Raw genomic sequence first — 15,278 nt, 5'->3', positions numbered from 1 at the left:
ACGAAGACTTTTGTCTATCGATATCGGTTAAATCGGCGAGCCGATTGCTGGGTCGAAGCGTCGGTGATATGGCGCCGGCTATCGGCTGGCGAGCTGTTCGACCGCGCGCTTCATCGTGGCGCGATTCGTCCCCACGGTGTGGCGCAGCGTGTCGATGGCATGGCGGTCCTGGGCCAGCGAGGCAAGCTGGGCGTCGACCTGATCACGTACAAGGCTTGGTGCGGGGCCACCGGCGGCCACGCGCGCGGCCACGCCTTGCACCGGGTCCAGGCAGCGCGCCACGGACGCGGCATCCAGTGCCAGCGCGCGGCCGGTGTGATGCGCGGCCGCCCGGTTCACCATGTCGCTGTCGATGTCGCAGGCCGGGATGTGCCGGTCCAGTGCCTCGCGCACCACCGCGCCCACCACGTGATGGGCTTCGCGGAACGACATGCCGGCGTCGCGCACCAGCATGTCGGCCAGATCGGTCGCCGAAGAGAAGTCGCGCCGGGCGCGGGCCAGCATGCTGGCCCGCTGTGGCGTGGCGTTTTCGAGCACCAGCCGGAGCAGGCTGGCGCAGCGCAGCGCCTCGTCCGTGGCTTCCCAGAAGCCGCGCATGCTCTCGCGGTTGCCGTCGCCGCTGTGCGTGAAGTGGCTGCCCTTCAGCGCGGCCAGCGACGCGGTCAGCAGGCCGATCATGTGCCCGCCCTTGCCTTTCAGGTATTCCAGCACGACCGGGTTCTTCTTCTGCGGCATGATGCTGGAGGTGCCGGCCACGCTGTCCGGGAAGTCGATCAGGCCGAATTCCGGGGTCGCCCAGATGTACAGGTCCTGCGCCACGCGGCCCCAGGTGACGGTGGCAATCGTGATGGCGGAAAGGATCTCCCAGGCAAAGTCGCGCGAGGCCACCGCGTCGAGCGAATTCGGGGCGTAGGTGGAAAAGCCCAGCCAACGCGCCGTGGCGGCCCGATCGATCGGGAATGCCGTGCCGGCCAGCGCGCCCGCGCCCAGCGGGCAGGCGTCCAGGCCTTCCAGCGCATGGCGCAGCCGGGCGATGTCGCGGCCCATCGCCTGCGCCACGCCGCACAGGTAGTAGCCATAGGTGATCGGCTGCGCGGCCTGCAGATGGGTATAGCCCGGCATCACCGCATCGGCGTGGGTGGCGGCGTGCCGCAGCACCACGTCGCGCGTATCGGCCAGCGTGGTCAGAAGCGCCAGCACGGTATCGCGGGCGCGCAGCCTGTCGTGCGTGGCGAGGATGTCATTGCGGCTGCGCGCCACATGCAGACGGCCGCCGGCATCGGCGCCAGCCACGGCCATCAGGCGAGTTTCGTAGTTGAAATAGGCGTCTTCGCGCTCGGGGTCCAGCGGCACGGCGGCCGGGCCTTCCGCCTCGATCTGGCGCAGCGCCCGCGCCAGCGTGCCGGCCACGTCGGCCGGGATCAGGCCGGCGTCATGCAGCATCAGCAGGTGCGCCTGGTTGATGTCGGTGAGATAGCGGAAGCCAGGGCCGAATTCACGATGCAGCCGCGGCAGGTAGATGTGCTCGCAGACTTCGGGGGCGGTGGCTTGCGTCAGGCGGCGGCTGACCTTCGATTCCATGCAACTTTCTCCTCGTTGTTGGCGGCCAGTATGGGAATCGGCTCGTCATATCGTCAAATCAGCAGTTTCATCGTCGCCATGCGGATTTGATATACCATCGACCCACCTTCGCAGCCTGTCGCACCCACGCCTGTCACATGAATTTCAAGCAGATCGAAGCCTTTCGTGCCGTGATGTTGTCCGGCTCGATGACCGCTGCAGCCACGCAGTTGCATACGTCGCAGCCCAATATCAGCCGGGTGATCGCCCAACTGGAAAAGGCGTGTGGCTTCCGGCTCTTCACGCGGATTGCCGGGCGCCTGACGCCCACCGTGGAGGCCGATGCGATGTTCCGCGACGTCGAGCGCGCCTTTGTCGGCCTGGACAGCCTGCAGGCGTCCGCGCGCTCGATCCGCGAGGCGGGCGTCGGCACGCTGCGCGTGGGCGCCGTGCCGTCGATCGCCATGACGGTGATGCCCCCGGCGATCGCCCGCTTCCGCGGCCGGTATCCCGACGTGCCGATCGCCGTGCACACGAGCGATTCGCCGACCGTCGCCAAATGGACGGCGTCGCGCTTCTGCGACGTGGGCCTGGTGTCTTATCTGGTGGAAATGGCGGGTATCCAAAGCGATCCGCTGCACCGCGAGGCCGGCGTCTGCATCGTGCCGACGGCGCACAGTCTGGCGAAAAAACGACGTGTGCGAGCCGACGATCTGGCCGGCGAGCCGTTCATCTCGCTGACGCGCGGCGACGGCACCCGCGCCATCGTCGATGCCGCGTTTATCCCGGATCGGCGCGTGCTCACGCTGGAAACACCCTACGCCGCCACGATCTGCACGATGGTGGAAATGGGCCTCGGCGTCAGCGTGGTCAATTCGCTGGTGGTGCGCACGCTGCGGTTCCCGGGCCTGAAGGCGCTGCCATTCGAACCGGCCATCGAGTTCGAGAGCTTCGTGCTGACCAACCCCCAGCACCCCGTGCCCGCGCTGGCACAGGCGTTCCTGGGGTGTGTGCGGGAGGTGATGCGGGGATAAGGCTCAGGGCCCGGGGGGCGACGCACCTCAACCGCGCTCCTTCTCCACCGCCCGGTCCAGCATCGCCTGCCCGATCACGGTACTGCCCTGGGTCATCAGCGCCTCGCCGGGGCCGCGGATATCGCGGGCGTCCTTGTGCTGACCCAGCTTCAGCTTGCCCTGCAGGCGGGTGATCTCGATTTCGATGCCGACGATGGACTTGAGCAGCGTGTCGATGAAATCGGCGGGCGCGTCGGACATCTTCCAGGGCCGCGGCTGGCTGGCCTCGTGGTGGCGCGTGAGCCGGGCCACCACGCCGCGCACGTACCGTTCGTCGTCATGCACCGTGATGCGCCCATGGGCGTGCACCACCTGGTAGTTCCAGGTCGGCACCTGCTTGTGGGCCTCGTGCTTGCTGGGGTACCAGTTCGGCGAGATATAGGCGTCGCCGGCGCGGAACACCACCAGCACTTCGTCGCCGTTGGCGACGTCCTGCCAGACCGGATTGGCGCGGGCCACGTGCGCCTTGAGCATGCCCGATTCGCCCTGGTCCGGGTCGATTTCGAACGGGATATGGTTGGCATCCATGCCGCTGCGCCCGTGCGTGAACAGCGTACCGAACGGGTTGGCGCCGATCAGCGCATGCGTGGCCTGCGGGTCGGCCAGTTCGAAATGGGCGGGGACGTACATGACTGCTCCGGCGTGGTGTCTGGGGGATGTTGAAGTCGTATTCTGGCTACAAACTGGAGTAGAGTGTAGGGCCAGTTTGTGCCGATTTCATCGGACCACTTTCCGGCCCCCTCCCCTTCTATCCTCCTGCCCGTCATGCCCAGAACCGCACAGGTGCCCGAGATTCCATTCATTGGCGTGCTGGACCGCGCTGCGGGGCCGCTTGGCCGTCAGCTAGTACAGGCGCTGCGAGACGCCGTCGCGCATGGCGACCTGAAGCCTGGCGAATCGCTGCCGTCCACGCGCGCGCTGGCCGAGGCGCTGAAGGTGTCGCGTGGCACCGTGGTCGAGGCGTTCGAGCAACTGGTGGCCGAGGGTGTGTTCACCGCACAGCACGGCGCCGGCACGCGAGTGGCCGCGCTGGCGCCTGCGCCGCTGACGCGTCGGCGGCCGCGCGAGGGCACCGTGCTGCCCCCTGCCGCACAGAAGTTTGCTGCCATCGCCCGGGAATTCACCGCGCTGCCGCAGGTGCCGTTCGCGGTGTCGGTGCCGGCCGGCGCCGCCGCGCCGAATGAAGACTGGCGCCGGCTTGGCAACCGATTGCGCGCCGGCGGCAGCGCCGCGCCGGCCGGCTATGGCGAACCCCAGGGCGCGCTGCCATTGCGCGAGGCGATTGCCGATTACCTGCGCCGCTCGCGCTCGGTGCATTGCGACGCCAGCCAGGTCGTGATCACCACCGGCACGCAGCAGGGGCTGTTCCTGTCTTGCCAGGTACTGCTCGACCCCGCCGATACCGTATGGGTCGAGAATCCGGCTTATCGTGGCATCACGGCCATTCTGGAAAGCATCGGGCCGCGCGAGCGCATCGTGCGCGTGCCGGTGGATGCCGAAGGCATCGACGTCGAAGCCGGCATCGCACTGGCTCCGCAGGCGCGCGCCGCCTTTGTCACGCCGTCGCACCAGTATCCGCTGGGCATGCCGCTCGGCATGGCGCGCCGCAAGGCCCTGCTGGCCTGGGCCGACCGGCAGCAGGCGTGGGTCGTGGAGGACGATTACGACAGCGAACTGCGCTACGCCGGCCACCCGTTTCCGTCGCTGCAGGGGCTGGCGCCGGAGCGCGTGGTCTATCTGGGCACGTTCAGCAAGATCCTCTATCCGTCGCTGCGGCTCGGGTATGCGGTGGTACCCGAGCCGCTGGTCGATGCCTATATCGGCGCACGGGTGCTGATGGACCGCCATCCGCCCACGGCAGACCAGCATGTGCTGGCCGCCTTTATCGCCGAAGGCCATCTGGACCGCCATATCCGGCGCGTACGCGGCGTGCATGCCGAGCGGCGAGCATTCGTGATCCGGACCCTCGAACGGGAAATTCCCGCCGATCTGGCATGGCTTCAGCCGTCTGACCAGGGCATGCACCTTGTGCTGTGGCTGGCGCCCGGCATCGATGACCGGGAGGTGGTCCGGCGCGCCGCCGAGGCCGGCGTGGCGGTACGCGCGGTGTCGCCCACCTACACCGCCAACAAGCCGCCTGCGGGGCTGATACTGGGCTTTGGTGGATTCGGCGACCGGGAAATCGAGCAAGCGGCGCGGCGGCTGGCGGGGGTGATTGCTGCTACGGCCGCGACTAGAGGAGCTTGATTGGGCCGGGATATTTGGCGATCAGCGCGTCTGGCGGCGTATGAAGCAGGTTGGGGTCGAGCACCATTTCATTCGCCGCCTTCGAAAAGAGACTCGATTTTTGCCAGCCCCATGCGATCGAAGTCGTCTGGTATCCCGACGTGCCCAGCAAGAAAACCCGTCCGCCTCGTTTGCACTACCATCGGCGCGTGTAAAGGCACGACCTTGACCAGCGGCTTTCCGGCCTTGGCAATCACAAAAGATTCGCCATTTCCCGCTTGGTCAATCAAGCGGGATAGATGTAGTTGCGCATCGTGAAAATCGATGATCCTCATGGTACCTGCCCCCATCAAGTCGTTCCCCGCTCCACAATCCTGAACCCCAGATCGACCACCGGCTCTGCCACCGTTTCGCCCCGGCAGCGTGCCAGCAGCAGGCCGGCGGCCAGCGTGCCGATGCCGGCGCCATCGACCTGAACCGTGGTCAGCGGCGGGGCCATGTCCGCCGCGAAGTCGGCGTCGCCGAAGCCGCAGACCGCCAGATCCTCGGGGATGCGCAGGCCACGCGCCCGGGCCTCTTCGACGACGCCCTGGGCGAGCTGGTCAGAGCTGCAGAAGATGGCCTCGATGGCCGGGTCCTGCGCCAGCAGGCTGCGCAGGGCCTCGCGTCCCAGGCCCAGGCTGCTGGGCGCCGGCACGCGCGCGGTCGGCACATCGTGTCCCAACGTCGAAATAAAACCCTCGCGGCGCACGGCTGCGCGCTGGTCGTCGCCGGTGGCGATGCCGAACCGTCGCCAACCCTTGGCCAGAAAATAGCCGGCCACGGCGCTGCCGACCTTCAGGTGCGAGAACCCCACAGCCATGTCCACCGGCCGGTCGCTCAGATCCCAGGTTTCCACCACCGGAATGCCCGAGCGGCGCAGGCGGTCGCGCGAGGCCTGCGCATGGACCCGCCCCGTCACCACGATGCCATCGGGCCGGCGACTGATCATGGTGCCCAGCAGCGCCTCCTCGCGCGCATGGTCATAGCCGGTCTGGCCCAGGATCAACTGATAGCCGGCCGCATCCAGCGCGTCGGTCAGCGCCTTGACGGTGGGAAGGAACTGCGCCACCGCGATATTCGGCACCAGCGCCGCCACGGTCAGACTGCGGCGCGACTTCAGGCCGCCAGCCAGCAGGTTCGGGATATAGCCGGTGTGCTCCACGGCCTGCTGCACGCGGGCAATCGTCTTGGCGGAGACCAGCCCCGGATTGCTGAGCGCCCGCGATGCCGTGATCAGGGAAACCCCCGCTTCGCGCGCCACATCGTGCAGCGTGACGGACTTGCCGGCGGATAAATCGGACATGCCTGCTCGGATCAAGAGTTGGAAGTGCGGGTAAACGACGACGCCAGGTGCCGTCTCAATGGTTGACCGCCGCAAATGACAACGTTAGCATTCTACTCACCCCGCTGTCCTGCGCAGTATCCAGAATGCGTGAAGACGAAATTTCGTCGCATGTTGCAGTGCGTTATTGCGTTGATCGGCGTGACGCCATCGCGGGGGCCAGCATTATAGCAACGCACATGGGCCGTATCCGGCCATTTTTTGACAACGATGTCATACGATGTCCGAAGACTCGGACGCTCGATCAGGAAGCACCGCCTTATGACCGCCTCGCCCGCCTCTGACGTGATTACCGCCATCCGCCTGTCGTCCTGCTACCTGCCCCTGGCCACGCCGATCAGCGACGCCAAGGTGCTGACCGGCCGGCAGAAGCCGATGACGGAAGTCGCCATCCTGTTTGCCGAAATCCGCACCGCCAGCGGCCATGAAGGCCTGGGCTTCAGCTATGCCAAGCGCGCCGGCGGCCCCGGCCAGTTTGCGCACGCCAGAGAGATCGCCCCCACCCTGATTGGCGAGGATCCTAGCGACATCGCCAAGCTGTGGGACAAGCTCTGCTGGGCCGGCGCGTCGGTCGGCCGCAGTGGCCTGTCCACACAGGCCATCGGCGCGTTCGACGTGGCGCTGTGGGATCTCAAGGCCAAGCGTGCCGGCCTGTCGCTGGCCAAGCTGCTGGGCGCGCATCGCGATTCCGTCCGCTGCTACAACACGTCGGGCGGCTTCCTGCATACGCCGCTGGACCAGCTGCTGGTCAACGCGGCCGCCTCGGTGGAGCGCGGCATCGGCGGCATCAAGCTCAAGGTCGGCCAGCCGGACGGCAAGATCGACATCCAGCGCGTGTCGGCCGTGCGCGAAAAGCTGGGCGATGCCGTCCCCATCATGGTGGACGCCAACCAGCAGTGGGACCGCCCCACCGCGCAGCGGATGTGCCGCACCTTCGAATCGTTCAACCTGGTGTGGATCGAGGAACCGCTCGACGCCTACGACCACGAAGGCCATGCCGCGCTGGCGCAGCAGTTCGACACGCCCATCGCCACCGGCGAGATGCTGACCAGCGCCGCCGAGCACTGGGACCTGATCCGTCACCGTGCCGCCGACTACCTGATGCCCGATGCCCCGCGCGTGGGCGGCATCACGCCGTTCCTGAAGGTCTGCGCGCTGGCCGAGCATGCCGGGCTGATGATCGCGCCCCACTTCGCGATGGAACTGCACGTGCATCTGGCCGCCGCGTATCCGCGCGAGCCGTGGGTCGAGCATTTCGACTGGCTCGAACCGCTGTTCAACGAGCGGCTCGACATCGCGAACGGCCGCATCGTCGTCCCGACCCGCCCGGGCCTGGGGCTCACCGTCAGCGAACAGGCGCGCGCCTGGACGCGCGAGCAGGCCGAATTCGGCGCCAGCTGATCCACGGTCCGCTGCCGCGGTCGTCAGACACCATCACCGCAAACATCAGTAAAACGGAAACACAAGGAGACAACGATGATGAAGAAGGCACTGGTAACGCTGCTGCTTGGGGTCACCATGGCGGCGGCCAACGCCGCCTGGCCAGAAAAGCCGGTAACGATGATCGTGCCGTTCCCGCCGGGCGGATCGACCGACAATATCGCCCGCATTCTGGGCGCCAAGTTCCAGCAGACGTTTGGCGGCAGCTTCGTGGTGGACAACCGCCCCGGCGCGGCGGGCATGATCGGCGCGGCGGCCGCCAGGCGCGCACCGGCCGACGGCTACACGCTGTTCGTGTCGTCGCTGGGCCCGTTCGTGATCGGCCCGCACCTGACGAAGAACCCCGGCTATGACCCGACCAGGGACTTCGACTACATCAGCGTGGCCGTGCAGGCGCCCAACGTGCTGGCGGTGCCCGCCAGTTCGCCGTACAAGTCGCTGCAGGACGTCATCCAGTACGAAAAGGCCAACCCGAACAAGATGACGTTCGCGTCGGCGGGCAATGGCACCAGCGACCACCTGACCGCCGAACTGTTCTGGCAGCAGACCAACACCACGGGTCTGCACGTGCCGTACAAGGGCGGCGCGCCGGCGCTGAACGACCTGCTCGGCAGCCAGGTGGATGCCACGTTCATGAACATCAACACCGCCGTGCCGCACCTGAAGGCCGGCAAGCTGCGCGCGCTGGCCATCACCAGCAGCAAGCGGTCGCCGATCCTGCCCGACGTGCCGACCATGGAAGAGCTCGGCTACAAGGGTGTGACCGTGTATTCGTGGCAGGCGATTGCCGCGCCCAAGGGGCTGCCGGCCGATATCAAGGCCAAGCTGCACAGCGCGGTGGTGGCGGCGATGAACGATCCGGTCAACAAGCCCAAGCTGCTGGAACTGGGCTTCGAAGTCGTGGCCAATACGCCCGAGCAGTTCACGGCGTTCCAGGCGTCGGAATTCGCGCGCTGGAAGAAGGTGATCCAGGCCGGCAACATCACGGCCGATTAAGCCGCTCGCAGTGCCGCCCGCAGCGCCGCCGGAGCCGTTCGCGGGCGCCGTGGGCGCGCGGTAAATGGCATCGCCAAGGGGCGCCATCGTGGCGCTCTTTTTTCATTTCCCGTGACAAGACGTCCCCTTACGGCGCGCCGGACGCTGCCCGCCCCAGCAGCCTGCGCAGCTGGGCGGCGGTGTCCTCGGCGGCCGACAACGGCAGCAGCGGCACGCCGATGGCCTTGTGCCAGTCCATCAGCGCGGCGCTGTGGCCATCGGCGAAACTGCGCACGTTGCGCCGCAGCGCCTCATGGCCGAAACCCAGTTCCACCTGCAACTCGCCGTCGCTGACCACCAGTTGTCCCGACGCGGGCAGCTCCAGCAGGAACGGGTCGTAGACCAGCACGGACAGCACGTCGTTGCGCCCGCGCAGCGCCAGCATCAGGTGCCGCGTCTGGTCGTCGCCGCCATCGAAATCGCTGATCACGATGACCAGGTGGTCGTGGTGCGCCAGCCGCAGTGCCCGCTCCAGCGCGCCATTCAGCTGGGTGGCACCGCGCTGCGCCCGGGCATCGGCGCGCAGCCGCTGGTTGTGCCGGGCCAGGTCGCCCAGCAGATGCAGCACGCCGTGGCGGCTGCGCTGCGGCGCCATGCTGGTCTGGTCGGCGTCCCCGAATATCACGCCGCCCACGCGGTCGCCATCGGCCAGCACCCGCCACGCCGCCCGGGCCGCCGCTTCGGCCGCCGTCACCGATTTCATGGCGCGCCGGCTGCCGAAGAACATGTTCATGCGCTGATCCACCACCAGCAGCACCGGCCGCTCCTTTTCCTCGGCATACAGGCGCACGTGCGGCTTGCCCGTGCGCGCCGTGACGCGCCAGTCCATCGTCCGCACATCGTCGCCGGGCAGGTAGAGGCGCAGTTCCTCGAAGGCCAGGCCCCGGCCATGCACGCGCGACCCGTGCCGCCCCGACAGCAGGCTGTGCACGGGCTGCCGCGTGCGGAAATGGAAGTCCCGTACGCTGGCTTCCAGGGCGGCCAGCGCGGCAAGGTCCACGCTGACGCCGGGCACGGCCTGCGAGGCCGGCGGCGTGGCGCTGGTACCGGCCTGGGCGCGGGCGCGCGCGGCGATGTCGCGGATCATGGCACGTGGCGCGGCGTGTGATGGTGCTGCGGCGCGGTCAAGCCACCGCCACGCGTTCGAGCAGCCGGTCGATCACGGCGTCGGCGCCCACGGCCGCGGCGTGGGCTTCGTACGACAGGACCAGCCGATGGCGGAACACGTCGTGCACCACAGCCTGCACGTCGTCGGGCGTCACGTGGTCGCGGCCACGCAGCCAGGCGATGGCGCGGGCCACCTTGTCGAGCCCGATCGATCCTCGCGGGCTCACGCCGACCTGGATCCACCGTTTCAGGTCGTCGTCGAATCGCCCCGCATCCCGCGTGGCCTGTACCAGCGTCACGATGTAGCGTTCCACCGGCTCGCTGACCGTCACGCCGTGAATGGCCTGGCGGGCGGCAAAGATGGCCTCGGGCGACAGGCGCTGTTCGCCTGCCCGTTGCCCCGGCGGATTTGCCGTGCTGCCGTCGTCCTCTTCGGCGCGGGCCAGCCGGATGATCTCGGCCTCGGCATCGGCCTGCGGGTAGCCGACGCTCACGTGCATCAGAAAGCGGTCCATCTGCGCTTCGGGCAACGGATACGTGCCTTCCTGCTCGATCGGGTTCTGCGTGGCCATGACGAGGAACAGCGGTTCGAGCCGGTGCGTCTTGCCGCCGACGGTCACCTGCCGTTCCTCCATGGCCTCCAGCAGGGCCGCCTGCACCTTGGCGGGCGAGCGGTTCACTTCATCGGCCAGCACCAGGTTGGCAAACAGCGGCCCGGGCTGAAAGCGGAATTCGCCCTTGCCGCCGTCGGTGACGTAGATATCCGAGCCGGTGATATCGGCGGGCAGCAGGTCGGGGGTGAACTGCACGCGCGACAGCCGGGCGTCCAGATGCCGGGCCAGGCTCTTGATCGCCCGCGTCTTGGCCAGCCCCGGCAGCCCTTCCACAAGCAGGTGGCCGTTGGCCAGCAGGCCCAGCAGCAGCCGCTCGATCATCCGGGCCTGGCCAACGATCGACTCGCCCATGCGTGCCTGAAGCTGCAGGATGTCGTCGCGCGCACTCATCGTGTCTCCTGGTGATCCGGGCGTCCGCCGGTGAACCAGTTGTAGTAGGGGTTGTCGGGGTCCGCGCGCATCACCGTGCCGATATCGCGCATCCACTGCGCGCGGTCGCCGCGATAGGCGTCGAGCCCGGCCGCGTAGAACGTATGCAGCGTGGCGCGCTCGCGGCGGATGTCCTGGTGCAGCGCGTCGCTGGCGCCCTGGAGCGGCGGCTCGGCGCTCAGGTCGAGCAGTTCGCGCAGCACCGGCGGAAAGTCCTGCCGCCGCACCCACCCGGCGTACTCGATGCGCGGCCGGTCGTCGGTCACGGCTGGCGCGTCGCCCGCAAACCAGTCCAGCCCGGCCCGATCGGTGACATAGGTGGCCAGCAGCGCGGCCGGCGATGCTATCCCCACCGCACGCAGCGCCGCCGACACCTGGGGCTGGCCAAAGCGCGATGCGATGGTGACCGCATCCAGCGTCATCGGCTGCAGCGATCCCACCAGCAGCATTTCGTGCAGTTCGGTGGTCCACAGCGTGGCATGCGGGAAGACGTCGAGGAAGCTGCGCACCAGCGACCGGGTGTCGTCGCGATTCTGCGTCGGCAGCGGCAGCCACTGGGCCACGATGCCGCCCGTCTGCAGCCGCGCGGCGGCCAACTGGTAGAACTCGCGCGAATACAGGTTGACCACGCCGCTGGCCGACGGGGGCGGCGGCTCCAGCGTGATCAGGTCGTAGCGTTGCGTGCTCTGCAGCAGTTCGCGGCGGCCGTCGCGCAGGCGGATATCGACCTGCGGGCTGCGGCTGACGTCGAAGTTGCCCTGGAACTGGGGCACCGCGCGCACCACGGCGGGCAGCAGTTCCGCCACCACGCGCCGCTCAAGCCCTGGGTACTGCAGCGTGGCGCCGGCCGTGATGCCGGTGCCCAGGCCAATCACCAGCGATGCCCGCGGCGTGCCGTTGTGGACGATCAGCGGCAGCAATGCCTGCAGGCGCATGTAGCGCAGCGACGTCATCGTGTCGCCCGAATTCGAGACGCCCTGGATATAAAGCCGATGAAATCGCTGCGCGGCGCGGCCCTGCTCCACCACGGCCACGGTGGCGCCCCGGCTTTCTTCGTAAAACACCAGATCGCCGCCGCGCGTCCGGGCCAGCAGTGCGGCGAGCCGGTCGGCGGGCGTGGCCACGGCAACGATCAATGTGACGACGGCCAGCAGCGGGATGGCAAAGCGCGCGCGGCGTCCCGTGCCGTCGCCGAACGCCACCGCCAGAACGGCCACCAGCCCGCTGGCGCAGGCGAGCACGCCGAGCGTATGCATCACGCCGAGCGTCGGCACCAGCCAGACGCCCGCCAGCACCGACCCCGCGATGCCGCCGAGTGTATTCAGCGCCAGTACGGCACCCACGCCCGAGCCGGTGCGCGAAGGATCGACCGACAGGCGGACCACGTACGGGAAGGCGGCCCCCAGCAGCAGTGTCGGCACGAACACGATGCACAGCGCCGCCACGGCAAAGCTGGCGCACGTGGCCACCAGCAGATTGCCCGTGGCACCCAGCACGCGTTGCGACACCACCTGCTGTGCGGCGGGCAGCCATTCGCCCAGCCACGCGAATTCAACCAGCGCCACCAGCCCGGCGCCCACCACCAGCAGCGCGAACATGCCCCACGGGTCTTTCGCGCGGTCCACGCGGCGCGCCACGACAAGGCTGCCGATCATCAGGCCGGCCAGGTACGTTGCCAGCATCACGGCAAAGGCAAAGGCTCGCGTGCTCAGGAACTGGACGATGGCCTGCGACCAGACCACTTCGTAGCCCAGCGCAATCGCGCCGGCCAGCGCGTACAGCGTCAACGCCAGCACGCGCTGGCCCGATGCGCGTGGGGCGTTCGCCGGCGCGGCCGGTACATCGACAGGATTGGTCAAGGAACGGCCGAACCACCAGGCGCCCAGCGCGGCCAGCCCGTTGAGCGCGGCCGCCGCCAAGGCGCTGCCGGTGATGCCCAGCAGCGGAATCAGGACAAAGGCAGCCAGCAGCGTGCCGGCGATGGCGCCCGCGGTATTGGCCGCATAGAGCCGCCCGCCATTGGCACCCAGTGCCACGCCGTCGCCGCGCAACGCGCGCATCAGCGCGGGCAATGTGCCCCCCATGGCGATGGCGGGCAGCCCGACCAGTGCCAGCGGCAGCGCCCATGCGGCGGCCCCGGCCCGCACTTCGAGCCACGCGAACGGCGCCGCGGAACGGGCCAGCGCCAGCGTCGCCGCGATGCCAAGCACGGCGATGGCCAGTTCCAGCCACAGGTAGAGACGCCAGGCCGATGCCGTACGGTCCGCCAGCCGGCCCACGGTCCAGCCGCCCAGCGCCAGCCCGCCAAAGAATGCGCTGACGCCGATGGTGACCGCATGCACGTCCACGCCCACCACCAGCGACAGCTGCTTGATCCACAGCACCTGATAGACAAGACCGGCCACGCCGGACAGACACAGCAACGCCGCGGCCTGCCGGAGTCCGGCACTGCTGCGGCGCGCCTGTGCCTCTGCCTCCCCGACTGCGGAGGCGGAGGCCGACGGCCGGCGTGAGACGCGTTGACGCTTCACGCCGGGCTCCAGCTTGCGTTGGGCTGCCGTCACTTCTTTTGCTGCGGTTGCTGGACCTTGGCCATCTGATCGGCCACCTGGCGCTTGATCTTCTCGCTGGCCTGGTCGATCGTGAAGCTGGCCGGCAACTGGCTTGGCGGGTAATCGACGAAGGTCTGCAGGAAGTTGATGGCCCGGCGGTTGCCCTCGATGAACAGGTACGGGTTCTGCGTTTCCAGGTCGAAGTACCGGTTGGTCTGCCCCGTGTCGGCGCGTTCGTACGGGTCCATGCGCAGGTTGAAGTACTTGGGCGCGCGCAGGCACGTGAACGGCTCCTTCCACACCATGAGCGACCCGTTCTGACGCTGCTCGCAGAACACCACCTTCCACGCGGTGGGCTGCGTCGCGCCCTGGGTCAGCACGTCATAGCGCATGGCCACCAGTTCGGCATCGTCATTGAAGTAGTAGAACTCGTTACGCGCGCTCTTGTCGGTCTCACCCGTGAGCATCGGCAGCTGGTTGTAGCCGTCCAGGTGGACCTTGGCGCTCTTGCCGCCCAGGCTGGTGCCCTTCAGCAGGCGGTCCTTGACGTCGCCGTCGCCCGCCGCGGCCAGCAGCGTCGGGAACCAGTCGAGGCCGGACATCAGGCCGTTGGTCACGGAACCGGGCTGAATCCTGCCCGGCCATCGCACCATCGCCGGCACACGGAACGCGCCTTCCCAGTTCGAGTCCTTCTCGCTGCGGAACGGCGTATTGGCTGCATCGGGCCACGTGAAGAAGTTGGGGCCGTTGTCGGTGGTGAAGACGACGAGCGTGTCGTTGGTGATGCCCGTGTCATCCAGCACCTTGAGCAGCTTGCCAACGTTCTGGTCCATCTCCCACATGCCGTCCGCGTACTCATGGCCGGCGCCGAGTCCGGCCTTGCCCTGGTACTCGGGGCGCACGTGCGTGTACAGGTGCATGCGCGTGAAGTTCATCCAGACGAAGAACGGCTGCTTGGCCTGCGCCTGCTTCTGGATGTAGTTGACAGCGGCCCCGGTGGTTTCGTCGTCGATCGTTTCCATGCGCTTGCGGTTCAGCGGGCCGGTGTCCTCGATCTTGCCGTCAGCCGTGCTGTGCAGCACGCCGCGCGGGTTGTAGAACTTGAGGAAGTCGGGATTTTCCTTCGGCCAGTACGGGCGCTCGGGTTCTTCCTCGGCGTTCAGGTGGTACAGGTTGCCGAAGAATTCGTCGAAGCCGTGCTTGGTGGGCAGGAAGCGGTCCTGGTCGCCCAGGTGGTTCTTGCCGAACTGCGCCGTGGCATAGCCCAGCGGCTTGAGCGCCTGCGCGATCGTGATGTCGCGGTCCTGCAGGCCCACCGGCGCGCCGGGCAGGCCCACTTTCGACAGGCCGGTGCGGAATACCGACTGGCCCGTGATGAACGTGGAGCGTCCCGCCGTGCAGCTGTTTTCGGCGTAGTAGTCGGTCATCATCATGCCCTCGCGGGCAATGCGGTCGATGTTCGGCGTCTTGTAGCCCACCACCCCATGGCTGAACGCACTGATGTTGCCCAGCCCGACGTCATCGCCAAAGATCACCAGGATGTTTGGCTTGCCGCCGCGGCTACCCTGCGCCACCGTGCCGCTGGCCGGCGCCGCCGCCACGGCAGACGCGCCGGTGGCGACCGGGGCCGAAGCCACCGGCGCGGTTGGCGTGGTGGCCACGGGCGGCGGCGCGGCCGGTACCTGGGCGGCCGGGGCCGACGCCGCGCCAGGCGCCGCCTTGTTCTCGTCGGCCTTCTTGCAGCCGGCCACGGCCAGGATGGCGACAATCGCCGCGCTGGTGGCCAGCCTTGTCAGACGCGTACCCGCTTCTGGTCTCATCGAAAGCTCCCTCTGGTTTGGTTCAGGGCGTTAGGAGG

12 protein-coding genes are annotated in these 15,278 nt (G+C 68.1%); 4 read left to right on the top strand and 8 right to left on the bottom strand.

Going from position 1 to position 15,278, the window contains the following annotated elements; all coding sequences use genetic code 11:
• Positions 1–78 precede the first annotated feature (78 nt).
• A complete protein-coding gene (argH, locus tag AC24R4_RS01580; protein WP_487522049.1) occupies positions 79–1,581 on the bottom strand; it encodes an argininosuccinate lyase in 1,503 nt (500 codons plus the stop codon).
• A gap of 137 nt (positions 1,582–1,718) precedes the next feature.
• On the opposite strand from argH, the gene AC24R4_RS01575 reads away from it, so the two are divergent.
• Positions 1,719–2,594 carry a LysR family transcriptional regulator gene (locus AC24R4_RS01575; protein ID WP_487522048.1) on the top strand — a complete coding sequence of 292 codons (876 nt, stop codon included), beginning with the start codon at positions 1,719–1,721 and terminating at the stop codon, positions 2,592–2,594.
• Positions 2,595–2,621: 27 nt separating this feature from the next.
• Here AC24R4_RS01575 and AC24R4_RS01570 read toward each other — a convergent pair whose 3' ends face one another.
• Positions 2,622–3,263 (bottom strand): FMN-binding negative transcriptional regulator, encoded by a 642-nt coding sequence (locus tag AC24R4_RS01570; RefSeq protein ID WP_487522047.1) that lies wholly within the window; start codon positions 3,261–3,263, stop codon positions 2,622–2,624.
• Between the two features lie 135 nt (positions 3,264–3,398).
• Here AC24R4_RS01570 and pdxR point away from each other — a divergent pair, with 135 nt between their 5' ends.
• Positions 3,399–4,880: a MocR-like pyridoxine biosynthesis transcription factor PdxR gene (gene pdxR, locus AC24R4_RS01565; RefSeq protein WP_487522046.1), complete on the top strand. Its 1,482-nt coding sequence runs from the start codon at positions 3,399–3,401 to the stop codon at positions 4,878–4,880.
• 68 nt (positions 4,881–4,948) lie between these two features.
• On the opposite strand, the gene AC24R4_RS01560 is transcribed toward pdxR, so the two are convergent.
• Entirely contained in the window at positions 4,949–5,194 is a 246-nt protein-coding gene (locus tag AC24R4_RS01560) for a type II toxin-antitoxin system Phd/YefM family antitoxin (RefSeq protein ID WP_487522045.1), read from the bottom strand.
• 14 nt (positions 5,195–5,208) lie between these two features.
• Positions 5,209–6,204 (bottom strand): LacI family DNA-binding transcriptional regulator, encoded by a 996-nt coding sequence (locus AC24R4_RS01555; RefSeq protein WP_487522044.1) that lies wholly within the window; start codon positions 6,202–6,204, stop codon positions 5,209–5,211.
• 300 nt (positions 6,205–6,504) lie between these two features.
• On the opposite strand from AC24R4_RS01555, the gene AC24R4_RS01550 reads away from it, so the two are divergent.
• Positions 6,505–7,644: an L-talarate/galactarate dehydratase gene (locus AC24R4_RS01550; RefSeq protein ID WP_400395379.1), complete on the top strand. Its 1,140-nt coding sequence runs from the start codon at positions 6,505–6,507 to the stop codon at positions 7,642–7,644.
• A 78-nt stretch (positions 7,645–7,722) separates the two neighbouring features.
• Complete coding sequence (locus AC24R4_RS01545) at positions 7,723–8,679, top strand: Bug family tripartite tricarboxylate transporter substrate binding protein (protein WP_400395384.1); 957 nt, start codon at positions 7,723–7,725, stop codon at positions 8,677–8,679.
• 127 nt (positions 8,680–8,806) lie between these two features.
• Here the strand turns inward: AC24R4_RS01545 and AC24R4_RS01540 are convergent, their stop codons facing one another.
• Genes AC24R4_RS01540 through AC24R4_RS01525 form a run of 4 tightly spaced genes read right to left on the bottom strand, consistent with a single transcriptional unit; the run spans position 8,807 to position 15,240 of the window.
• Positions 8,807–9,805, bottom strand: a complete 999-nt coding sequence (locus AC24R4_RS01540; protein WP_487522043.1) for a DUF58 domain-containing protein — start codon at positions 9,803–9,805, stop codon at positions 8,807–8,809.
• A gap of 37 nt (positions 9,806–9,842) precedes the next feature.
• Positions 9,843–10,829 carry an AAA family ATPase gene (locus AC24R4_RS01535; RefSeq protein WP_487522042.1) on the bottom strand — a complete coding sequence of 329 codons (987 nt, stop codon included), beginning with the start codon at positions 10,827–10,829 and terminating at the stop codon, positions 9,843–9,845.
• Entirely contained in the window at positions 10,826–13,432 is a 2,607-nt protein-coding gene (locus AC24R4_RS01530) for a spermidine synthase (RefSeq protein WP_487522041.1), read from the bottom strand. The genes AC24R4_RS01535 and AC24R4_RS01530 overlap by 4 nt, the downstream gene beginning before the upstream one ends.
• A complete protein-coding gene (locus tag AC24R4_RS01525) occupies positions 13,429–15,240 on the bottom strand; it encodes an arylsulfatase (protein ID WP_400395397.1) in 1,812 nt (603 codons plus the stop codon). The genes AC24R4_RS01530 and AC24R4_RS01525 overlap by 4 nt, the downstream gene beginning before the upstream one ends.
• Positions 15,241–15,278: the final 38 nt, after the last annotated feature.

The sequence above is a fragment of the Cupriavidus sp. CER-90 genome (genome assembly GCF_057652055.1).
The sequence above is the reverse complement of the archived record's forward strand: the minus strand, read 5'-3'. Positions and strand labels throughout refer to the sequence as shown.

Coding starts and splice junctions, on each gene's coding strand:
- argH (WP_487522049.1), bottom strand. CDS start 1,581: ATGGAATCGAAGGTCAGCCGCCGCCTGACGCAAGCCACCGCCCCCGAA.
- AC24R4_RS01575 (WP_487522048.1), top strand. CDS start 1,719: ATGAATTTCAAGCAGATCGAAGCCTTTCGTGCCGTGATGTTGTCCGGC.
- AC24R4_RS01570 (WP_487522047.1), bottom strand. CDS start 3,263: ATGTACGTCCCCGCCCATTTCGAACTGGCCGACCCGCAGGCCACGCAT.
- pdxR (WP_487522046.1), top strand. CDS start 3,399: ATGCCCAGAACCGCACAGGTGCCCGAGATTCCATTCATTGGCGTGCTG.
- AC24R4_RS01560 (WP_487522045.1), bottom strand. CDS start 5,194: ATGAGGATCATCGATTTTCACGATGCGCAACTACATCTATCCCGCTTG.
- AC24R4_RS01555 (WP_487522044.1), bottom strand. CDS start 6,204: ATGTCCGATTTATCCGCCGGCAAGTCCGTCACGCTGCACGATGTGGCG.
- AC24R4_RS01550 (WP_400395379.1), top strand. CDS start 6,505: ATGACCGCCTCGCCCGCCTCTGACGTGATTACCGCCATCCGCCTGTCG.
- AC24R4_RS01545 (WP_400395384.1), top strand. CDS start 7,723: ATGAAGAAGGCACTGGTAACGCTGCTGCTTGGGGTCACCATGGCGGCG.
- AC24R4_RS01540 (WP_487522043.1), bottom strand. CDS start 9,805: ATGATCCGCGACATCGCCGCGCGCGCCCGCGCCCAGGCCGGTACCAGC.
- AC24R4_RS01535 (WP_487522042.1), bottom strand. CDS start 10,829: ATGAGTGCGCGCGACGACATCCTGCAGCTTCAGGCACGCATGGGCGAG.
- AC24R4_RS01525 (WP_400395397.1), bottom strand. CDS start 15,240: ATGAGACCAGAAGCGGGTACGCGTCTGACAAGGCTGGCCACCAGCGCG.